Origin of the sequence: Arenimonas sp. MALMAid1274 (assembly GCF_049195245.1) — a bacterium.
Lineage (GTDB): Bacteria > Pseudomonadota > Gammaproteobacteria > Xanthomonadales > Xanthomonadaceae > Arenimonas.
In genome coordinates this window covers 62,442-82,583 of sequence record NZ_JBMIRR010000022.1, presented here as the reverse complement: position 1 = coordinate 82,583, position 20,142 = coordinate 62,442, and the positions used below count along the sequence as shown (strand labels likewise).

At 69.5% G+C, this 20,142-nt stretch carries 20 protein-coding genes; 11 read left to right on the top strand and 9 right to left on the bottom strand.

Going from position 1 to position 20,142, the window contains the following annotated elements:
* Positions 1-31: 31 nt before the first annotated feature.
* The 8 genes from ACOQFR_RS02760 to ACOQFR_RS02725 all read left to right on the top strand — a co-directional run bounded on the left by ACOQFR_RS02760 (position 32) and on the right by ACOQFR_RS02725 (position 7,258).
* Positions 32-1,066, top strand: a complete 1,035-nt coding sequence (locus ACOQFR_RS02760) for a VIT1/CCC1 transporter family protein (RefSeq protein ID WP_421378264.1) — start codon at positions 32-34, stop codon at positions 1,064-1,066.
* Positions 1,067-1,147: 81 nt separating this feature from the next.
* Positions 1,148-1,597, top strand: coding sequence for an SUF system Fe-S cluster assembly regulator (locus ACOQFR_RS02755; protein WP_421378262.1), 450 nt, complete (start codon positions 1,148-1,150; stop codon positions 1,595-1,597).
* Position 1,598: 1 nt separating this feature from the next.
* Positions 1,599-3,038 carry a Fe-S cluster assembly protein SufB gene (gene sufB / locus ACOQFR_RS02750; protein WP_421378260.1) on the top strand — a complete coding sequence of 480 codons (1,440 nt, stop codon included), beginning with the start codon at positions 1,599-1,601 and terminating at the stop codon, positions 3,036-3,038.
* 28 nt (positions 3,039-3,066) lie between these two features.
* Positions 3,067-3,837 (top strand): Fe-S cluster assembly ATPase SufC, encoded by a 771-nt coding sequence (sufC, locus tag ACOQFR_RS02745; RefSeq protein WP_421378258.1) that lies wholly within the window; start codon positions 3,067-3,069, stop codon positions 3,835-3,837.
* A complete protein-coding gene (gene sufD / locus ACOQFR_RS02740) occupies positions 3,834-5,132 on the top strand; it encodes a Fe-S cluster assembly protein SufD (RefSeq protein ID WP_421378256.1) in 1,299 nt (432 codons plus the stop codon). Before sufC ends, sufD begins: the two co-directional genes overlap by 4 nt.
* Complete coding sequence (locus ACOQFR_RS02735; protein ID WP_421378254.1) at positions 5,129-6,352, top strand: cysteine desulfurase; 1,224 nt, start codon at positions 5,129-5,131, stop codon at positions 6,350-6,352. Before sufD ends, ACOQFR_RS02735 begins: the two co-directional genes overlap by 4 nt.
* Positions 6,353-6,431: 79 nt before the next feature.
* The gene (locus ACOQFR_RS02730; protein ID WP_421378252.1) at positions 6,432-6,947 is read left to right on the top strand and encodes a GNAT family N-acetyltransferase; all 516 of its coding nucleotides are present in this window, start codon (positions 6,432-6,434) and stop codon (positions 6,945-6,947) included.
* Positions 6,944-7,258, top strand: a complete 315-nt coding sequence (locus tag ACOQFR_RS02725; RefSeq protein WP_421378250.1) for a non-heme iron oxygenase ferredoxin subunit — start codon at positions 6,944-6,946, stop codon at positions 7,256-7,258. Before ACOQFR_RS02730 ends, ACOQFR_RS02725 begins: the two co-directional genes overlap by 4 nt.
* Here ACOQFR_RS02725 and ACOQFR_RS02720 read toward each other — a convergent pair whose 3' ends face one another.
* From ACOQFR_RS02720 to ACOQFR_RS02710, 3 genes are all read right to left on the bottom strand, one after another.
* The gene (locus ACOQFR_RS02720; protein ID WP_421378248.1) at positions 7,259-7,846 is read right to left on the bottom strand and encodes a HutD family protein; all 588 of its coding nucleotides are present in this window, start codon (positions 7,844-7,846) and stop codon (positions 7,259-7,261) included.
* Positions 7,847-7,884: 38 nt separating this feature from the next.
* Positions 7,885-8,394: an REP-associated tyrosine transposase gene (locus tag ACOQFR_RS02715; protein WP_421378245.1), complete on the bottom strand. Its 510-nt coding sequence runs from the start codon at positions 8,392-8,394 to the stop codon at positions 7,885-7,887.
* A 62-nt stretch (positions 8,395-8,456) separates the two neighbouring features.
* A complete protein-coding gene (locus ACOQFR_RS02710; protein ID WP_421378243.1) occupies positions 8,457-8,789 on the bottom strand; it encodes a ComEA family DNA-binding protein in 333 nt (110 codons plus the stop codon).
* Between the two features lie 227 nt (positions 8,790-9,016).
* Between ACOQFR_RS02710 and ACOQFR_RS02705 the strand changes: the two genes are divergently transcribed.
* Together ACOQFR_RS02705 and ACOQFR_RS02700 are read left to right on the top strand one after the other, a co-directional pair.
* A complete protein-coding gene (locus ACOQFR_RS02705) occupies positions 9,017-10,495 on the top strand; it encodes a M20 family metallopeptidase (RefSeq protein ID WP_421378241.1) in 1,479 nt (492 codons plus the stop codon).
* A 4-nt stretch (positions 10,496-10,499) separates the two neighbouring features.
* Positions 10,500-11,792, top strand: a complete 1,293-nt coding sequence (locus ACOQFR_RS02700; RefSeq protein ID WP_421378239.1) for an aspartyl/asparaginyl beta-hydroxylase domain-containing protein — start codon at positions 10,500-10,502, stop codon at positions 11,790-11,792.
* Here ACOQFR_RS02700 and ACOQFR_RS02695 read toward each other — a convergent pair.
* On the bottom strand, positions 11,789-12,481 hold the full coding sequence (locus ACOQFR_RS02695; RefSeq protein WP_421378237.1) for a 2OG-Fe(II) oxygenase: 693 nt from the start codon (positions 12,479-12,481) through the stop codon (positions 11,789-11,791). The genes ACOQFR_RS02700 and ACOQFR_RS02695 overlap by 4 nt on opposite strands.
* Before the next feature lie 112 nt (positions 12,482-12,593).
* Here ACOQFR_RS02695 and ACOQFR_RS02690 point away from each other — a divergent pair, with 112 nt between their 5' ends.
* Complete coding sequence (locus ACOQFR_RS02690; protein ID WP_421378235.1) at positions 12,594-14,279, top strand: tetratricopeptide repeat-containing sulfotransferase family protein; 1,686 nt, start codon at positions 12,594-12,596, stop codon at positions 14,277-14,279.
* On the opposite strand, the gene ACOQFR_RS02685 is transcribed toward ACOQFR_RS02690, so the two are convergent.
* From ACOQFR_RS02685 to ACOQFR_RS02665, 5 genes are all read right to left on the bottom strand, one after another.
* Positions 14,269-15,246, bottom strand: a complete 978-nt coding sequence (locus ACOQFR_RS02685; protein WP_421378233.1) for a methyltransferase domain-containing protein — start codon at positions 15,244-15,246, stop codon at positions 14,269-14,271. The genes ACOQFR_RS02690 and ACOQFR_RS02685 overlap by 11 nt on opposite strands.
* 83 nt (positions 15,247-15,329) lie before the next feature.
* The gene (locus ACOQFR_RS02680; protein ID WP_421378231.1) at positions 15,330-17,903 is read right to left on the bottom strand and encodes a TonB-dependent receptor plug domain-containing protein; all 2,574 of its coding nucleotides are present in this window, start codon (positions 17,901-17,903) and stop codon (positions 15,330-15,332) included.
* Between the two features lie 226 nt (positions 17,904-18,129).
* On the bottom strand, positions 18,130-19,038 hold the full coding sequence (locus tag ACOQFR_RS02675; RefSeq protein WP_421378229.1) for a DUF4097 family beta strand repeat-containing protein: 909 nt from the start codon (positions 19,036-19,038) through the stop codon (positions 18,130-18,132).
* Positions 19,039-19,084: 46 nt separating this feature from the next.
* Entirely contained in the window at positions 19,085-19,543 is a 459-nt protein-coding gene (locus tag ACOQFR_RS02670) for a hypothetical protein (RefSeq protein ID WP_421378227.1), read from the bottom strand.
* Complete coding sequence (locus ACOQFR_RS02665) at positions 19,536-20,126, bottom strand: RNA polymerase sigma factor (RefSeq protein WP_421378224.1); 591 nt, start codon at positions 20,124-20,126, stop codon at positions 19,536-19,538. The genes ACOQFR_RS02670 and ACOQFR_RS02665 overlap by 8 nt, the downstream gene beginning before the upstream one ends.
* Positions 20,127-20,142 lie beyond the last annotated feature (16 nt).

Sequence of the window (20,142 nt, the reverse complement as noted above, 5' to 3'; positions counted from 1 at the left end):
GGCGTATGCTGGCGGGAACCGGAGCAAAGCCATGGACCCGATCAACAGCTGGCGCGAGGAAAAGCAGTCGGCCTGGCTGTATCGGGCCCTGGCCCAGGCCGAACCCGACGCGCGCATCGCTGCGCTGTTCGGCCAGCTAGCCGAGGCTGCCGAAGCGCAGTCGCAGATCTGGGCCAGCACCGCCGCCCACGCGGGCATGGCGGCGCCACGGGCGTTCGAGCCTTCGGTGCGGGCGCGGCTGGTGGCCAGGCTGGCGCGCCGCATCGGTCCCCGGCGCATGCGGCCGGCGCTGTCGGCAATGAAGGTGCGCGGCCTTTCGGCCTACACCGCCGTGCTGTCGGGACATTTGATGCCCACCGACCTGGCCCAGGTCGGCGTGGGCCATCGCAGCGTTGGCGGCGGCAACCTGCGCGCAGCCATCTTCGGCGTCAACGATGGCCTGGTGTCCAACGCCAGCCTGATCCTGGGCGTGGTGGGCGCGAATGCGTCCACGTCCACCGTGCTGGCCACCGGCATCGCCGGCCTGCTTGCCGGGGCGCTGTCGATGGCGGCGGGTGAATACGTGTCGGTGCGCTCGCAGCGCGAGCTGTTCGAGTACCAGATCGGCCTGGAGTCGGACGAGCTGAAAAAATACCCCGAGGCCGAGGCCGAAGAGCTGGCCCTGATCTACATCGCCCGGGGCATGGCGCCCGACCAGGCACGCGAGTTCGCCCGGCAGCTGGTCTCCAACCCGGCGCAGGCCCTGGACGTGCTGGCCCGCGAGGAGCTGGGCCTGAATCCCGATGACCTGGGTTCGCCGGTGGGCGCGGCCTTCTTTTCGTTCTGCGCCTTCACCGTGGGCGCCCTGGTGCCGCTGCTGCCCTTTTTCTTCGGCGGCACCCTGCCCCACGCGGCCTATCTGGGCACCGGCCTCGCCGCCGCGGGCCTTTACGGCACCGGCGCGGCCATGAGCCTGTTCACCGGACGCAACCCCTGGCTGGGCGGCCTGCGCATGCTGGCCATCGGCGCAGCCGCCGGCGCCACGGTGTTCGGCATCGGCGCGCTGATCGGCGTGGAGGTTGCCTGAACAGGGGTAGGCGCGGCATTGAGATGGGCCGGGCTTAAACAGTACAATTTCGGTCCTGATTCACCTCCGCAGGCCTGCGCCATGCTCCGGGTCACCAAACTCACCGACTACGCCACCGTCGTGCTGACGGTCCTGGCCGGCCAGGCCGACCGCGTCTGGTCGGCGGCCGAGCTGGCCGAACGGGCGCGGCTGGAGCTGCCGACCGTGGCCAAGCTGCTCAAGCCGCTGGCCCATGCCGGCCTGGTCGAGAGTTTCCGCGGCGCCAACGGCGGCTATCGGCTGTCGCGCCCGGCGGCGGAAATCTCGCTGATCGCGATAGTCGAAGCGATCGAGGGGCCGCTGGGCATGACCGAGTGCTCGGGCGAGCACTCCAGCTGCGAGCACGAATCCCACTGCGGCGTGCAGACCCACTGGCGCCGGGTCAACGACGTCATCGCCGAGGCGCTGGGCAACATCAGCCTGGCCGAACTCATGCCGCCGCCCGCGGCCCGCAAGACCATCCCGCTGCGCCTGGCCGCGGCACGGAGCTGACATGTCCACCCAGAACGCGGAAATCGTCGAACAGCTGGGCCGCCGATACGCGGCCGGCTTCGTCACCGACATCGAATCCGACACCCTGGCGCCCGGCCTGAGCGAGGACGTGGTGCGCTTCATCTCGGCCAAGAAGGGCGAGCCGGACTGGCTGACGCAGTGGCGCCTGAAAGCCTACCGCCACTGGCTGACCATGACGCCGCCGGAATGGGCCAAGCTGGAAATCGCGCCGATCGACTTCCAGGCGGTGAGTTACTACGCCGCGCCCAAGGCCAAGTACGCCTCGCTCGACGAAGTGCCGCAGGAGCTGCTGGACACCTACGAGAAGCTGGGCGTGCCCCTGCACGAGCGCGCGCGCCTGGCCGGCGTGGCCGTCGATGCCGTGTTCGACTCGGTGTCGGTGGGCACCACCTTCAAGAAGGAGCTGGCCGAGAAGGGCGTCATCTTCTGCTCGCTCTCCGAAGCCGTGCACGAGCATCCCGACCTGGTGCGCCAGTACCTGGGCAGCGTGGTGCCGGCGGGCGACAACTACTTCGCGGCGCTCAACTCCGCGGTGTTCTCCGACGGCAGCTTCGTCTTCATCCCCAAGGGCGTGCGCTGCCCGATGGAGCTGAGCACCTACTTCCGCATCAATGCCCGCGACACCGGCCAGTTCGAGCGCACGCTGATCATCGCCGAAGAGCGCAGCCACGTGTCCTACCTGGAAGGCTGCACCGCGCCGATGCGCGACGAGAACCAGCTGCACGCGGCGGTCGTCGAGCTGGTGGCGCTGGACGACGCGGAGATCAAGTACTCCACCGTGCAGAACTGGTACCCGGGCGACGAGAACGGCGTGGGCGGCATCTACAACTTCGTCACCAAGCGCGGCGAGTGCCGCGGCGCGCGCGCGAAGATCTCCTGGACCCAGGTCGAGACCGGGTCGGCGATCACCTGGAAGTACCCCAGCTGCGTGCTGATCGGCGACGACTCGGTCGGCGAGTTCTATTCGGTGGCGCTCACCCACCACCGCCAGCAGGCCGACACCGGCACCAAGATGGTCCACATCGGCGCGCGCACCAAGTCCAAGATCATCAGCAAGGGCATCAGCGCCGGCCACGGCCAGAACACCTACCGCGGCCTGGTGAAGATGGAGAAGACCGCCGCCGGCGCCCGCAACTACACCCAGTGCGACAGCCTGCTGATCGGCAAGAAATGCGGCGCGCACACCTTCCCCTACATCGAGGTCAAGCACCCCAGCGCCACCGTCGAGCACGAGGCCACCACGTCCAAGATCAGCGACGACCAGCTGTTCTATTGCCGCAGCCGCGGCATCGGCGAGGAGGACGCGGTGTCGATGATCGTGGACGGCTTCTGCAAGCAGGTGTTCAAGGAACTGCCGATGGAGTTCGCGGTGGAAGCCAAGAAGCTGCTGGAAGTCTCGCTGGAAGGCGCCGTCGGCTGACCGCTGCGCCAACAACACTGGAAACGACATGCTGAAGATCGAAAACCTCCACGTCCGCGTCGCCGGCAAGGACATCCTCAAGGGCCTGTCGCTGGAAATCGCCGCCGGCCAGGTGCACGCCATCATGGGTCCCAACGGCGCGGGCAAGTCCACGCTGGGCAACATCATCGCCGGCCGCGAGGGCTACGAGGTGATGGAAGGCAGCGTGCAGCTGCAGGGCGTGGACCTGCTGGCGCTGGAGCCCGAGCAGCGCGCGGCAGCCGGCGTGTTCCTGGCCTTCCAGTACCCGGTGGAAATCCCCGGCGTGAACAACACCTATTTCCTGCGCACCGCCCTCAATGCCCAGCGCCGGGCGCGCGGCGAGGAGGAGCTGGACTCGATGCAGTTCCTCAAACGCGTGCGCGAGAAGCTGGCGGTACTGCACCTCAAGGACGAACTGCTGCACCGCGCCGTGAACGAGGGCTTCAGCGGCGGCGAGAAGAAGCGCAATGAAATCTTCCAGCTGGCGCTGCTGGAGCCGAAGCTGGCGATCCTGGACGAAACCGATTCGGGCCTGGACATCGATGCCCTCAAGGCCGTGGCCGACGGCGTCAACCTGATGCGCTCGCCCGAGCGTGCGTTCCTGGTGATCACCCATTACCAGCGCCTGCTGGACTACATCAAGCCCGACGTGGTGCACGTGCTGGCCGACGGCCGCATCGTCGAGACCGGCGGTCCCGAACTTGCGCTGGAGCTTGAGGCGCATGGCTACGCCTGGGTGAAGGACCGCATCGCGCCGGGGGCGACGGCCGGCGCATGAGTACCCTGCTCGACTCCCTCAAGTCCGGCTTCGATGCCCGGCCTGCGGCCGGCGTGGACGCGCACGGACTGGGCCCGGCGCGCCGCGCGGCGATGGCCGCGGCGGTCGCCGACGGCCTGCCCGGCGCGCGCGTGGAAGCCTGGAAATACACCTCCTTGCGCGCGCTGTCGGCACGCGCCTTCGCGGTCGAGGCGGCCACGCCGGTGTTCGACCTGCAGGTGCTGGCCGACATCCCCTCGCCGCGGCTGGTGTTCGTCAATGGCCGCTACGTGTCCCAACATTCGGCGCTGGCTGACCTGCCCGAGGGCGTGGCGATCACGCCGCTTTCGCAGGCCCTGGCCGGGGGCGATGCGGGGGCCGTGGCGGCGATGCAGGCGCCGTTCGGCCGCGGCGACGAGGTCTTCGCGCGGCTCAATGCCGCCCTGGCCGTCGAGGGCACGCGGGTGGCGGTGGAAGCCGGCGTGGATGCCGGCGACGCCCTGCACCTGGTGTTCATCGGCGCGCCCGCCGATACCGAGCTGGCGGTGCACCTGCGCCACGTGGTGTCCGTCGGTGAAGGCGCGCGGCTGGCCCTGGTCGAGCACCACCTCGGGGCCGGCACACACCGACACCTGTGCAATCACCTGCTGCGGTTCGACCTGGGCCCCGGTGCGCAGGCCACGCATGTGCGGCTGCAGTCCGAGGACGCCGGCGCCAGTGTGTTCGCCCGCACCGACGTGACGCAGCACGAGCACAGCACCTATCGCCGCGTGGATCTTGAACTCGGCGCCGCGCTTTCTCGCCACGAGCTCAACGTGAAGCTGCAGGGCGAAGGCGCGTCGGTCATCGCCGGCGGCCTGCTGCTGGCCGACGGCCGGCGCCACCTCGACACGCGGCTGGGCATCGAACACCTGGCGCGCGACACCCGCTGCGAGCTGCCCTGGCGCGGCCTGGCCGACCAGCGCGGGCGCGCGGTCTTCCACGGCGGTATCACCATCCATGCCGGCGCCGACGGCAGCGACGCCGCGCTGTCGAACAAGAACCTGCTGCTGTCCGACAGCGCCGAGATCGATACCCAGCCGGTGCTGGTGATTCATGCCGACGAGGTGAAGGCGGCGCACGGCGCCACCGTCGGCCGGCTGGACGAGACCGCGCTGTTCTACCTGCGCAGCCGGGGCATCGGCGCGGCGCAGGCCCGCGCCATGCTGGTGCAGGCCTTCCTGCGCGAGCCGCTGTCCATCCTGGCCGACGCGAGGCTGCGCGAAGCCCTGGGCGAGCGCATCGCCGACCGACTTGACCGCAAGGAAACCCCATGAGCGCGCGACCCGACTGGCTGCGCGTGCGCGCCGATTTCCCGGTGCTGACGCGCCAGGTGCACGGCAAGCCGCTGGTGTACCTGGACTCGGCCAACACCTCGCAGAAGCCGCAGGCGGTGATTCGCGCGGTGGATGATTTCTACCGCGAGCACAACGCCAACGTCTCGCGCGCGGTGCATGCGCTGGGCAGCGAGGCCACCGAAGCCTACGAGGGTGCGCGGGCCCGGCTGGCGCGCTTCATCAACGTGCCGGCCGACGAACTGGTGCTGACCTCCGGCACCACCTTCGGCATCAACCTGGTGGCCTACAGCTGGGCGCTGCCGCGGCTTTCCGCAGGCGACACGATCCTGCTGACGCGCATGGAGCACCACGCCAACATCGTGCCCTGGCAGATCGTCGCCGAGCGCACCGGCGCCAGCATCAAGGTGGTGGACATCACGCCGGCCGGCGAGCTGGACCTGGACGACCTGCGCGCGAAGCTGACCGGCGACGTGAAGCTGCTGGCGTTCACGCATGTGTCGAACGTGCTGGGCACGGTGAATCCGGTGGCGGTGATCTGCCGCGAGGCGCGCAAGCGCGGCGTGGTGACGGTGGTGGACGGGTCGCAGGCGCTGCCGCACCTGGCGGTCGACATTCCGTCGCTGGGCTGCGATTTCTACGCCTTCACCGGCCACAAGATGCTGGGACCCACCGGCACCGGCGGGCTGTGGGCCCGGCGCCAGCACCTGCGCGAGATGCCGCCCTTCCTGGGCGGCGGCGAGATGATCCGCGAAGTGCGCTTCGAGAAGACCGTCTACAACGACCCGCCGCACAAGTTCGAGGCCGGCACGCCCAACATCGCCGGCGTCATCGGCCTGGGCGCGGCGGTGGACTACCTGGAAACCCTGGGCATGGACCACATCCACGCCCGCGAGCAGGCCCTGCTCCGCATCGCCGAGGAAAGACTCGCGGAAATTCCCGGGCTGCGCATCTTCGGCCAGGCCCCGGGCAAGGCCGCGGTGATCAGCTTCCTCGTCGACGGCGCCCACGCCCACGACCTGGCCACGCTGCTCGACCTGGAGGGCATCGCGGTGCGCTCGGGCCATCACTGCGCCCATCCGCTGATGGCCCACTTCGGCGTCGCGGCCACCTGCCGCGCCTCGCTGGCCTTCTACAACACCCACGTCGAGATCGAGCGCCTGGCCGAAGCCATCACCAAGGCCCGCACCCTCCTCGCCTGACCCCGGAAAACATACCAGGTATGTTTTCTTTTCCTGAGGATGGTTCGGGTATGGTTTGGGTTCATGGCGGGGGTCGGTGATGGAATTTCGGGTGGCGGACGGGCGGGACGTGGCGGCGGTGGTGGCGCTGGTGGAGTCGGCGTATCGCGGGCCGGCCAGCCGCGTGGGCTGGACCACCGAGGCCGACCTGCTCGATGGCCGCCGGACCGGCGAGGACGACGTGCAGGCGCAGATTGATCGCCCACAGAGCCGCATCCTGCTCGCCGAGCGCGAGGGCCGGCTGCTGGCCTGCGCGCACGTGGCGGTGGAGGACGGCGCCGGTTACTTCGGCATGTTCTCGGTGGACCCGGGGCAGCAGGGCGGCGGCATCGGCAGCGCGCTGCTGGCCGAGGCCGAACGCGTGGCGCGCGATGATTTCGGCCAGGCTCGGATGCGCATGACGGTGATCGATGTGCGCGACGAACTGATCGCCTACTACGAACGCCGCGGCTACCGCCGCACCGGCATCAAGAAGCCCTTCCCCTACGGCGATGAACGCTTCGGCCTGCCCCGCCGCGACGACCTGCGCTTCGAAGTGCTGGAGAAGCCGCTGTGACCGCCTGGGTGCGCGTCTGCGCCACCGCCGAGCTGCTGCCCGGCGAATCGCGCGTGGTGTGGGATGGCGACACGCCCATCCTGGTCGTGAACCTGGACGGCGAGCACTACGCGCTGGAGGACAAGTGCTCGCACGAGGACTTCGAACTCAGCGCCGGGCCCATCGACGGCGACCAGATCGAATGCACCCTGCACGGCGCCCGCTTCGACCTGCGCACCGGCCAGGCGCTGTGCGCCCCCGCCTACGCGCCGGTGCCGCGCTTTCCGGTGAAGGTGGAAGACGGCGCGGTCTGGACCCGCGACGACCGCTGATCAGCCGCGCGGCGCGATCTTCACCAGCAGCAGCTCGCCGCCGCCGTCCAGGATGCGCCGCGAAGGGCCGTCCGGATCGTGGACCAGCAGCACGCTGTCGCCCTGCGCCAGGTGCAGCGGACGCGCCAGGTCCTTGATGTGGGCCTGGCCCTGCATCAGGTGCACCAGCCAGGTGACGCCGGGCTCGGCGAAGAACACCATCGCCCCTACCAGGGGCCGGTGCAGCAGCGTGGCCTCCACCGCATCGCGCCGCCACATCAGGTTGAAGTCGTGCGTAGGGCCCTGGATCAGCTCGGCCGACAGCGCGCGCTCACCGGCGAAGCGGATCCGGTCGTGCGGCGGCAGCAGCGTCACCTGTTCGCCATCCTCGAACTTCAGGTGCATGCCCTCGCCCGACAGCAGCACCAGCTCGCGGTCGCAGCCCGGGAAGGCCGAGAACGGCGCGTCCTGGTCGATCTCGGCGATCGACACCCGCCATTGCCACTCGGCCGCGCCCTCGGGATGGCGCAGGATCTCGCGTGTCCAGCCGCGGCCGTTGCGCCAGCGGTCGCGCTGATATTCGTTGGCGGGCAGGTGCTGGATGCGCATGTGCGGGCAAGTCTAGCGCAGGCCCGCGCGGTCCCGGATCAGTCCGCGGCCTCCGGCTCCCGCGGCATCCAGGCCGAATCCCAGTAGGCGTAGTCGCCCAGGCGCGGCACCAACCCGGCGCGCAGCGGATTGCCGACCAGATAGCGCGCCGCCGCCACGGGATCCTCCGAAGGCCCCAGAACCCGGTCAGTGAAGCCCCTTCCCCACAACCAGCCGTTGACCCGGTGCCGGTCCTCCACCGCGCGCGAGGTGACCGCCTTGAACCGGCCCACCAGGGTCGACAGCGTGTCGCGTTCGCCCAGGCACACCAGGCCATGCCAGTGGTCGGGCATCAGCACCCAGGCCAGCAACGTGGCGTCGCGCCAGGGCCAGCGCGCGGTATGCACCCGGCACACCGCACGGGCGGCCTCGTCGTCGCGGAACACCGGGCGCCGGTACAACGTGGCGACGGTGAGGAAATAGGTCTGCCCGGGCACCGAGCGGTGCGCCAGGCGCTCCGCGCGCAGGCGGCGCAGGGCGCGGTCGACGGCAGGGGCGGTGACGGCCATGGCGAATTACCCGGAGCGGAAAGGACCCGGCCGAAGCCGGGCCAGGAGCACAGGACGGGAACTCAACGTGCCGCGGGCGCCGGCGCCTTCGGCTTGGGCTTGGCGGCCGCCGGACGCGCCGCGCCGCCACCCACCGTGATGCGGTCGCGGTTCTGCTCGATGATCGACAGGCCGATGCCCTTGACCTCGGACAGCTCGTCGGCGCTGCGGAAGGCGCCGTGCTGCTTGCGGTGAGCGACGATGGCCTCGGCCTTGCTGGGCCCGACGCCATTGAGCACGCGGTCGAGCGTGGCGGCGTCGGCGCTGTTGATGTCCACCTTGTCGGCGGCGAACGCGGTGCCGGCCAGCAGGGCCGTGAGGAACAGGGCGGGCAGGAAGCGGAAGGTCTTGTTCATGGAAGGTCCTTGGAAGGTGACGGGCGTGGAGAGGTGGTTGGGCCGCGGCGCAGGGGTCACCGCCGCGGCAGGCAAAGTCTCCGCGCCGCCCGGGCCGCGGCCCATCGCCATTCCGCGCGACCCGGCCTGGGAAGCCGCGACGCCCGCCTGTCGGCGCTTTCCTACCCGGACCGCGGCCCGGTGCCGGATCGGAGTAAAATCACGGTCCAGCAACAGGAAGGAAACCCATGGACACCGCCAAGACCGACCGCTTCATCGCCGACGCCTGGGATGGCGACATCGTCCCGCAGCTGGTCGAGTACATCCGCATCCCGAACAAGTCGCCCATGTTCGACGCGAAGTGGAAGGAAAACGGCTACATGGACGACGCCGTGAAGCAGCTCGCCGGCTGGGCGAAGGCGCAGCCCATCACCGGCATGACCGTGGAAGTGGTCGAGCTGCAGGGCCGCACCCCGCTGATCTACATCGAAGTGCCCGGCGAGGGCGACGACTGCGTGCTGCTCTACGGCCACCTGGACAAGCAGCCCGAGATGACCGGCTGGGCCGACGACCTGGGCCCCTGGAAGCCGGTGATCAAGGGCGACAAGCTTTACGGCCGTGGCGGCGCCGACGACGGCTATGCGCTGTTCGGCTCGCTCACCGCCATCCGCGCGCTCAAGGAACAGGGCAAGCCGCACAGCCGCTGCGTGATCCTGATCGAAGCCTGCGAAGAGTCGGGCAGCTACGACCTGCCCTTCTACGTCGACCACCTGGCCGACCGCATCGGCAAGCCCTCGCTCGTGGTCTGCCTGGACTCGGGCTGCGCCAACTACGACCAGCTCTGGTGCACCACCTCGCTGCGCGGCCTGGCCGGCGGCAACCTCAAGGTCAGCGTGCTGAGCGAAGGCGTGCACAGCGGCGATGCGTCCGGCGTCGTGCCCTCCAGCTTCCGCATCCTGCGCCAGCTGCTGTCGCGGCTCGAGGATGAAGTCACCGGCAAGATCCTGGTCGAGGATCTTTACGTCGACATCCCCGAACAGCGCATCAGCCAGGCCCGCCGCGCCACCGAAGTGCTGGGCGACGAGGTGTACGACAAGTTCCCGTTCCTGCCCGGCATGACGCCGATGAACGCCGACCTGACCGAGCTGGTGCTCAACCGCACCTGGCGCCCGGCGCTGTCGATCACGGGCGTGGACGGCATGCCCTCGCTGCAGAACGCCGGCAACGTGCTGCGCCCGCACACCGCGGTGAAGCTCAGCCTCCGCCTGCCGCCGACGCTGGAGCCGAAGAAGGCCGGCGAGATCATCAAGCGCGTGCTGGAGGCCAATCCGCCCAATGGCTGCAAGGTCGAAGTGGAACTGGAGAAAGCGTCCACCGGCTGGAACGCGCCCGCGCTGGCGCCGTGGCTGGAACACGCCATCGACACCGCCAGCCAGGAATTCTTCGGGGCCCCGGCCATGTACATGGGCGAAGGCGGCACGATTCCCTTCATGGGCATGCTGGGCGAGAAGTTCCCGGGTGCGCAGTTCATGATCACCGGCGTGCTGGGCCCGCATTCCAATGCGCATGGCCCCAACGAGTTCCTGCACATCCCCACCGGCAAGCGCGTCACCGCCGCCGTGGCGCGCGTGATCGCCGACCACTATGCCGCCAGCGAAAAGGGTGAAACGCGCGGCGTCGGCGTGCACGAGGGCAAGGCACACTTCGGCGACCACGGCTGCTGCTGACCGGATGAACGCCCCGGACCCCGCGATCCAGGCCCTCGCCGCCGAAGCCGAAAGGCTCGGCCGCCAGGGCCAGTCCGCCACCAGCGGCCGGCTGTGGGAACAGGTGCTGGCGAAATCGCCAGGCCATCCGGGCGCCCTCAACTTCCTGGGCACGCGGGCCCTGGCCAGCGGCGACCTCGTGCAGGCTCGGCAATGGCTGGAGGCGGCCACGCGCGCCCAGCCGCCGATGGCCATCGCGCACGCCAACCTGGCGCGGGTGCTGGCCCAGGCCGGCGAACCGGAGGCCGCGCTGGCCGCGCTCGACCGCGCGCTGAAAATCGAACCCGGCGCCTACGCCGCGCACCTGGAAAAGGCGCGGCTGTACGGCCAGCTCGGCCGCGTGCGCGACCAGGCCCTGGCCTACCAGAGCGCGCTGCAGCTGGCGCCGCTGCAGGTGCTGCAGATGCCCGAGCTGCGCGACACCTTCGATCAGGCCCAGCGCCTGGTGGCCGCCAACCAGGCCGAACTCGGCGCCTTCCTCGATGCGCGCCTGGCCGACCTGCGCAGCGGCGTGTCCAGCCGCAAGCTGGCGCGCTTCGACGAATGCCTGGACGTGACGCTGGGCCGCAAGCCGCTGCAGCTGCAGCGCCCGGCGATGTTCCATGTCACCGGCATGCCCGCGATCGCCTTCTTCGAGCGCGAGGACCTGCCCTGGTCGGCCGCGGCCGAAGCGTATACGCCCGCGATCCGCGCCGAGCTGGCCGCGGTGCTGGCGCAAGACGAAGCCGGCTTCATTCCCTACGTGCAGACCCGCGCCGACGAACCCGTGGGCCAGTTCGCCGACCTGGACCGCAATCCGGACTGGAGCGCCTACTTCCTCTGGAAGCACGGCCGCCGCATCGAGTCACACATCGCGCGCTGCCCGCAGGCGATGGCGATGCTGGAGGAAGTGCCGCAGGTCGAGGTGACCCACCGGGCGCCCGCGGCCTTCTTTTCCGCGCTCAAGCCGCGCACGCGCATCCCGCCGCACAATGGCGCCACCAACTGCCGGCTCACCGTGCACCTGCCGCTGGTGATTCCGCCCAATTGCGCCATCCGCGTGGGCAACCACACCCGCCGCTGGGTGCCCGGCGAACTGCTGGCCTTCGACGACACCATGGAACACGCCGCCTGGAACGACAGCGACCAGCTGCGCGTGGTGATGATCTTCGATGTCTGGCACCCGATGCTGAGCGACACCGAACGCCAGCTGGTGCGCGAATCGCTGGAAGGCATCATGGCCTACTACGGCCGCGACGCGCCCCTGGGCGAGCTCTAGCCAGCCTGCGGCGGCGCGTGCCACCAGCCGGTGATCGCCAGCCGCGGCTCCTGCGCCCAGGGCGCCACCACGCCAACGTGATGGCCTGCCGGCACCTTGAACAGACTCAGTGAATTCCAGCGCGGCAGGAAGCTGTCGCGCGGCGTGCCATCCTCGTCCACGAAGTGCAGCAGCCCGCCCCAGTCGGCCTGCCAGCGGCGCGAGAGATTGAGCACATAGGCATAGCGGCGCTGCTCCTGTTCGTGGCGGTCGTCGTGCAGGCAAAGGAACTGGCCCGGCAGATAGCGGGTGGCCTGCGCGCCGACCATGGCCAGGCTGGTGTCGCCGGTCAGGTCGCGGATGAAGTCGAGGTACTCGGGGCTGTTGAAGAAGCGCAGCGCGGCGTGCAGCACCAGGTGCGGATCGCGGCCGGCCTGCGCGGCCTCCAGCAGCAGGTAGCGGTCGTAGACGAAGTGGAAGCCGGCCGCGGCGCGGCGATAGGCTGCGGGCATGCGCTGGCGCGCCACCTCCGGCGTCCAGGGCGGGCTGTCGGGCAAGGTGCGTTCGGCGGTGACCCACGGCACTTCGCGGCGCAGGCAGTCGGCCAGGCGTTCAGCCGCGTCTTCCTGCAGGAATCCGGGGATCTGCACCCGGCCCGTCTCGGCCAGGCGCTGGCGGTAGGGCGCGATGTCGAGTTCGTTGCTGATCATGGGCGGCGCGCGGCGGGCAGTGGGCCACATTCTAGCCTCGCCGGCGGCGCGCGATGTCGGCCTCGGCAGAGCGCCCGGTACAATGCCGGCATTCCCGCCGCAGGTTTTGCAGATGGCGTCCGCCCAACACTCCAAGCAGCTTGCGCTGCAGGCCGTGCAGCAGGGCCAGGCTGCGCAGGCCCTGCAGCACATGCGCGCCGCCTGCGAAGCCGAACCGCAGTCGGCCGCGCTGCGCTGCGAGCTGGGCTGCCTGTACGCGCATTTCGGACAGCTGGGCGAGGCCGTGGCGGAACTGCAGGCCAGCCTGCAGCTTGATCCCACGTATGCCCCGGCCTGGCACTTCCTGGGCATCAGCCTGGCGCGACTGGGCCGCAACGAGGAAGCGTTGCCCGCCCTCCGCCGCGCCTACGCCCTGCGACCCGACCATCCCGGCACGCTGGACGCGCTGGCTCGGCTGGAGTTCCTCGTCGGCTACCCGGCCGATGCGCTGCCGTTGTGGCAGGCACTGGCGCAGGCACGGCCCGGGCAGCAGGAAATCGTACTCAAGCTGGGCGAAACCCTGAGCCGACTGGGGCGGCACGCGGAGGCGCGCCAATGCTTCCTCGACGCCCTCGCACGAGACCCCACCTCCGCCGAGCTGGCGATGGCCTTGGGGCAGGCGGAAGAAGACCTGGGCCAGCGCGATGCCGCCGAGGCGGCCTACGAACGCGCCTTGGCGCACCGGCCCGGCTGGGCCTTCCCGCTGGCCGGCGTTCTGGGCCTTCGTCGCGCGCAGGCGGCGCCGGCGCGCGTGGGTGAAGCGCAGGCCGCGCTGTTCTCGGGCTCGCTGCCGCCGGCCGACCAGGCGCTGCTTGGCTACGAGCTGGGCAAGGTGTTTGACGGCCGCGGTGAGCATCGCCAGGCCATGGTCTGCTGGGATGCCGCCAATGCCGCTCGTCGCCGCGAGGCCGGCGACTACGATCTTGCCGACCTGGAGAGCCGGGTCGACAACAGCCTGGCGGCTTTCAACGCTCAGGCCTTCGTGAATCCGCCTCCAGGCGCATCGCATGCCGATGATCGCCTGGTGTTCGTGGTCGGCATGCCCCGCAGCGGCACCACCCTCACCGAACAGATCATCGCCGCCCATCCCCGGGCACACGGGGCCGGCGAGCTGCCGGACATGGCCCTGGTGTCACGGCACCTTCCGGGCCGTAGCGCACGCGCGGCCGCATGGCCGCACATCCCGGAAAGCTTTCCGCAGGACCTGAGCGGTGCGGCCGAGCGTTACCTGCAGGCGGCCTCGCGCGACGCCGGCGGCCAGGTGCTTCGCCTGGTGGACAAGTCGCCGCTCAATTACCACCAGCTCGGCCTGGTCGCCCTGCTCTTCCCGCGCGCGCGCGTGGTCTGGTGCCGCCGCGATCCGCGCGACATCGCCATTTCGATCTACGGCGAGAACTTCGCGATGGGCGAACGCTTCGCCACCCGCCTGGACGGCATCGGCCACTGGATCCGCCTGCAGGAAAAGACCATGCGCCACTGGCAGCAGGTGCTGCCGCTGCCGATCCTGCAGCTGTCCTACGAATCGCTGGTGACCGACCTGGAGCCGCAGGCACGCCGCCTGCTCGACTTCTGCGGCCTTGACTGGGACCCGGCGTGCCTGGACTTCCACCGCAGCCAGCGCGGTGTGCAGACCCCCAGTCGCTGGCAGGTACGCCAGCCGGTGCACACCCGATCGGTGGGCCGGTGGCGCAACTATCAGTTCGCGCTGGACCCGCTGCTGTCCGCGCTAGGACCCGCGGGCGCCGCGCTTACGCCCTAGGCCGCAACTCCAGCGCCCAACCCAGCACGCCCTCGGCCTGCTGCAAGGGCTGGCAGTGGATGTCGGACCCGGGCCGCTGGGTCTTCAGCGCCAGGACCAGGGCTTCGGCCTCGTGGGCGTCAAGCGCATGTCCGATCAGCTCGGCCGTGCGCAAGCCCGCGGCGGCCAGGGTGGCCCGATACGCGTCAATTGCCGCCCCTGCGGGCGCCGGGTCGGTGCCGATGCGGGCCAGCACGCCCTGCGCCCACGCCAGCGCTTCCAGCAGCAGGTCAGGCGCGGACTGCGTGGCGGCCCGCTGCTGCACGCGGCGGGCGGCGGCGTTGTAGGCCGCACGCGCTGCCGAGGCGTCCGCGTTGCCAGACAGGTCCTCGCCCGCGCGTGCGCGCGAGAACCACGGCGCCACCGCGCCCAGCGCCGACAGCAGGCCATCCGGGGCCAGCAGCGCCTGCTGGTGCGAAAGCTCGCTGCGACCCACACGCACCAGCACAGACTCGGCATGGTGCATCACCAGCGCCAGCCGGCCCGTGGGTTTGAGCACGCGCAGGGCTTCGGCGCCGGCGGGCCCGCGTTGTGCGTATTCGAAGCCGTATTGGCTGGTCACCAGGTCGAAGCTGGCGTCGGCGAAGGGCAGCCGCTCCATGGACACGCCGGAGTGGAAGCGCAGCAGCTTCCTCGCGGCTTCGGGCACCCAGGTGGGGGCCACCGTCGCCAGGTCCACGGCATCCACCGACAGCCCAGGCTCGCCACCCAGCCGTTGCCAGGCCAATCGCGGCAGGGCGCCGTTGCCCGTGGCCAGGTCCAGTATCTGCCGCGCGCCGGCGGGCAGTTCGCCGAAAACGCGCTGCCAGAACTGGCCGATGGCGCCGGAGTAGTCGCTGTCGAAGCTGCCGACGCAGGAATGCAGGCCACCGGTGGCCCAGTACTCGGACCAGGCGGTCCGGCGGGCGGAGTCGTCAGGGGGGCTCATGCCGGGCATTGTCCCGGCCATGCCGCAAAAAAAGAAGGGCCCCCTTGCGGGGGCCCTCCGAAACCAACCGTTGACGCCAGATCTTAGAAGGTCTGGGTGTAACGGAGGTAGGTGGTGCGGCCGTAGGCGTCGTACAGGTAGAAGTTCCACGGACGGCCGTCAAACGCGACGAGCTCCGGGTAACGATCACCCACGTTGGTGGCGCCGATGGCGATGGTGCCGTTCCACGGCGCCTTCCAGGACAGCTGCAGGTCGTTGGTGGCGTAGCCGCCGACCGACGTGCCGCCGTTCGGCTGCTGCTGGCCGTCGATGTAGTTGACGTTCCAGCCCACGGTGAAGTCACCGTAGGTCCAGCTGTTGAGGAAGGTCGCACGCAGGTCCGGCTGGCCAACGCGGCCAGCGAAGTCGATCACCGAACCACGCTCGTCATCCACTTCATACTCGAGCACGTAGGAAACGCTGAGCTGGCTGTTGAGCTCGCCCATGTTGCCGAAGTCGAAGTTGGTGTTGATGCGGGTGTCGATACCGCGCGTGGTGACCGTGCCCTGGTTGGCGAAGCCGCCGACGATTTCGTCGATGGCGCCGTTGGCGCGACGGGTGATGCTCAGGCCCGGAGGAATCGGACCGAAGGTGGCCGGATCCAGGTCGGAGTTGATGACGTCCTGGGCACCGATCTGCGAGATCGAGTTCTCGACTTCGATGTTGTAGTAGTCGACCGAGATGTCGAGCCACTCAAGCGGATCCCAGACCACGCCAACGCTGTACTGGGTCGAGTTTTCCGAGTCCAGGTCCGGGTTGGCGGCGAAGAACGTATCCACCTGCAGCTGGCAGGTCGACGGCTGGCCGAGGGCCACGCAGGACTGCGGGTCGTTGACAGGCTCGGCCGAGAAGGTGGTCTTCTGGGTGAGGATGTCCAGGCCCGGGGCACGGAAGCCCTGGCCGTACGAACCACGGAAGGTCAGCGTGTCGATCGGCTGCCAGCGCAGGGCGACCTTCGGCGAGATGTCGCTGCCGTAGTCGCTGTAGCTGTCCCAACGGCCGGCCAGGGTGATGTCGAAGGTGCTGGTGAACGGCAGCAGCCACTCGAAGTACACGGCCTTCGCATCGCGCGAACCGCCCGAGGAGTTGCCAGCCGAGCCGATGACGGCCGGGTTGCCGAACTCGTCGGTGGCTTCCGACAGGGAGTCGTACTGGTCGATCAGGGTGTCTTCGCGGTACTCGGCGCCGACGACGGCGTTGGAGGTACCACCGCCCATCTCGAACACGTCGAAGTTGAACAGGCCGTAGACCTCATCGGTCACCCAGCTCGACTCGCGGTTGATGGTGGCCTGGATGCCGGCCAGCACCGACGGATCGGCACCGAACGGATCGAGCAGGCTGTAGGAACCGTTGTTGGCAGCGGCAGCGGCCAGCGCGGTCACGACGTAGCCGCGGCCCAGTTCGATGTACTTGTAGTCGGTGCGGCGGGCGCCGAAATCAACGCCGATGGTGTCCGTCAGCTGGCCCTGGAAACCGACCAGGAAGTCGCTGTTGGTGGCATCGGTGAAGTTGTCGCGGTTGCCGGCGGCGGCGAAGCGGTGGAAGAAGTACGTCGGCAGACCGTCGCCGACGCAAGCCGCGCCGCAGACGACGCCGTTGTTGATGTCGCTCGGGGTGCCGTCAGCGACGACCAGGACGCCCGGGCCCGGCGCGTAACGACCGAAGGTCTCGACCTTGGTGGTGTTGGCGGCGGCGTAGACGCTCCAGTTGTCGTTGATCTGGTGATCACCGCGCAGGAACACGGAACGGTTGGTGACCTTGGCTTCGTTGGCGGCAACGGAGTTGAAGTCGAACGAGCACAGGCCGTTGGCGAGGCGGTAGAACGCACCCTCGTCGCAGGAGAAGCCCGGGACGCCCTGGATGGTACGGGTGTTCCAGTTGTAGTAGTTGTTGCCGAAGGTCGAAACGCCGCGGGTGCCGCCACCGATCTGGTCGCGGGTGAAGACCATGCCGCGCTTGTTGGTGGACGCGCCGCCGATCAGGCGGGTGCGGTCGCTGGACGAGCCGAACACGACGGACATTTCTTCGGTGTCGCCGCCGGTGATGGCGGTCGAGCCGATGCCGTAACGCAGCTCGGCGCCGTTGAAGTCCTTGCGGGTGATGATGTTGACCACGCCGCCGATCGCGTCGGAGCCGTACACGGCCGAGGCGCCGTCGGACAGGATCTCGATGCGCTCAACCGCGGCGAGCGGGATGGCATTGAGGTCCGAACCGGACGAGGCGGACATCGGGTTGGTCGGGGCGCGGCGGCCGTCGATCAGCACCAGGGTACGACCCGAACCGACACCACGCAGGTCGATGCTGGCCAGGGACTGGGCCGAGCTGCCGGACTGCGGCTTGAAGTTGCCGAAGGACGCGAAGGTCGAGTCACGCAGGACGTCAGCGACAGACACGTCGCCGCTGGCATCGATCTGGGCGCGGTCGATCACGACGACCGGAACGGCGCCCTCGATCTCGGCACGCTTCAGGCGGGAACCGGTGACCTCGACGACGTCGAGGGTGGCGGCGTCATCTTCCGTGGTTTCCTGCGCGAACGCGGGAAGCGTCACGAAGGCGGAAGCGGCGCCGGCGAGGAGCGCGAAACGGATCGCGCCGGACAGCTGGTTGAAATTAGACATTTACTCTCTCTCCAACGTCAGAGTGATGGTGACTCTAGAGTTCGGGACAAAGCCTAAGGGCGGAAGTCAGGATGACAGCCACCTTGGCCTGCCGGAGCATAACGCAATCTTTACGCTCCGCAAATGGGGTTAAAACCCCGTAAACATGGTTTTGTGACGGCCCGCAAAGGAGACGCCCGGCCGGGGATGCCGGGCCGGGCGCAGCAAATCCTTTAAAATCAATAATTTAATTCAATCGGATGCGCACATCCCCGGAGAAGGACTCCAGCCGGATGTCCCCACCCCCCTCGCCCAGGCGGGCATCGAGATGTTTGCCCGGCCCGTATTCCTCGGTGCGGACCTTGCCCACCGGGCTGCTGATGCCGCCGCTGAAGGTCTCTACCCGAAGCCGGGCCGAGGTGTCGGCGGGCAGGTCCAGGGTCAGGTCGCCGCTGACCGAGTCGGCCAAGATGCTGGCCGAGGCGGTCATGCCCGCCGTCAGCTGGCCGTCGCCGGACACGGTGCTCAGCGCCAGCCGGTCGACCATGCCGGCCACCACCAGCGCATCGCCGGACACGGTTTCCAGGCTGATCTGTCCGGTCAGGCGACCCTTGAGCACGATGTCGCCGCTGATCGAATCCACCCGCACGTTGCGGCTGTCCACCTCCAGGTCCAGGTCGCCGCTGACGCTGTCGAAACTGGCTTCCCCGGGCTTGACCGCCCTGGCACGCACATCGCCGCTGACCGAATCGACCGACAGCTTGCGCCCGGCGACCTCACTGACCTCGACGTCGGCGCTGACCGAATCCACGCTGAGCGAAGCGCCCCGCGGCACCCGCAGCTCCAGCTGGGTCGGCTCGGCGCCGCCATCATTGCCGCCCCATCCAAACCAGCCCCCGCCGCGCTTGGGGTAGCGAACCACGATGCGCAGGTCATTGGCGTCCCCGGTGATCTCCAGCTTCTCGACGCCCTCGCCCAGGCTGCCGGTCAGCTTGACCTCGGGGCGGTCCCAGCCGCGCACGACGATACGGCCCTTGAGGTTGTCGACGCTGACCTGGCCGGTCGGTGCGAGCGGGCGGGTCTGGTCGATCGGCGTGGCCGCGAGGGCGGGCGCAGTGGCCAGCAGGGCGGCAATGAACAGGGGGCGGATGGTCATCGGATTCTCCAGGACACCATATATATGTAGGAAGGCGGGCGGCGTATCAGCCGGTCAGCGCGCGCTGGGTGAGGTCCAGCCGGCGCGCATAGGTGCGCCGCAGCTGGTCGAGCAGGAAGGTGGCCTGCGGATCGGTCGCCAGCGCGGCGCGGATTTCGACCGCACTGCGGTCCAGGGTGGCCAGCGCCGGCTCGATCGGGGCCGGCAGCGGCAGGCCGTCGAATTGTCCCAGCGCGGCCTCGTACTCGCGGGTCATCGCCTCGGCCTCGCGTTGCACCACGCTGGCCTGCGGATCGGCGCGCGGCGCGTCCGGGCCACGCAGCTGCCAGGCCAGGCCGGCGGCCAGGCAGAGGGAGGCTGCGACCGCCCACCCCCGCCAGGGACGAGACGGGCGGGCCGGCACCCCCCGCGTCAGCCGGCTTTCGATGCCGGGCCACAGGTCGCGCGGTGGATCGATTTCGCGCGGCAGCTGGCGCAGCTGCCAGCGCAGTTCGTTGTCACTCATGGTCTTCTCCCAGCCGCGTGCGCAGCAGGTTGCGGGCGCGGTGCAGCTGCGCCTTGGAACTTCCGACCGCCATGCCCAGTTCGGTGGCGATCTCCTCGTGTTTCCAGCCTTCGATGTCGTGCAGCACCAGCACCGCGCGGGCCCGCGGCGGCAGGGTGGCGATGGCGCGCTCCAGGTCCAGGCGCAGGGCGGTACGCTGGCCGGCGCTGTCGGGCGTGGCGTGGTATTCCAGCGCGGCATCGTCGGTTTCCAGGGCCTCGCCGCCACTGCGCGAGCGCAGCTCCATCAGCGCAGTGTTGACCGCCAGGCGGTGCAGCCAGGTCGAGAACGCGCTTTCGAACCGGAACGCGGGCAACGCCTGCCAGGCGCGCACGAAGGACTCCTGGGCCAGGTCCTCGGCCCGGCCCTCGTGGCCACACAGGCGCCACAGCACCGCGTAGACCCGCCGCGAATGCTTGCGATAAAGGCTTTCGAAGGCGCGCATGTCGCCGCCCGCGGCGGCGCGGACCAGGGCATGGTCCTCCTCGCGCGGGGTGGCGGGGCTGGGGTGGGCGGCATCCAGGGTCACGGCAAGCGTCAGCATACCCACTGGGATGCCG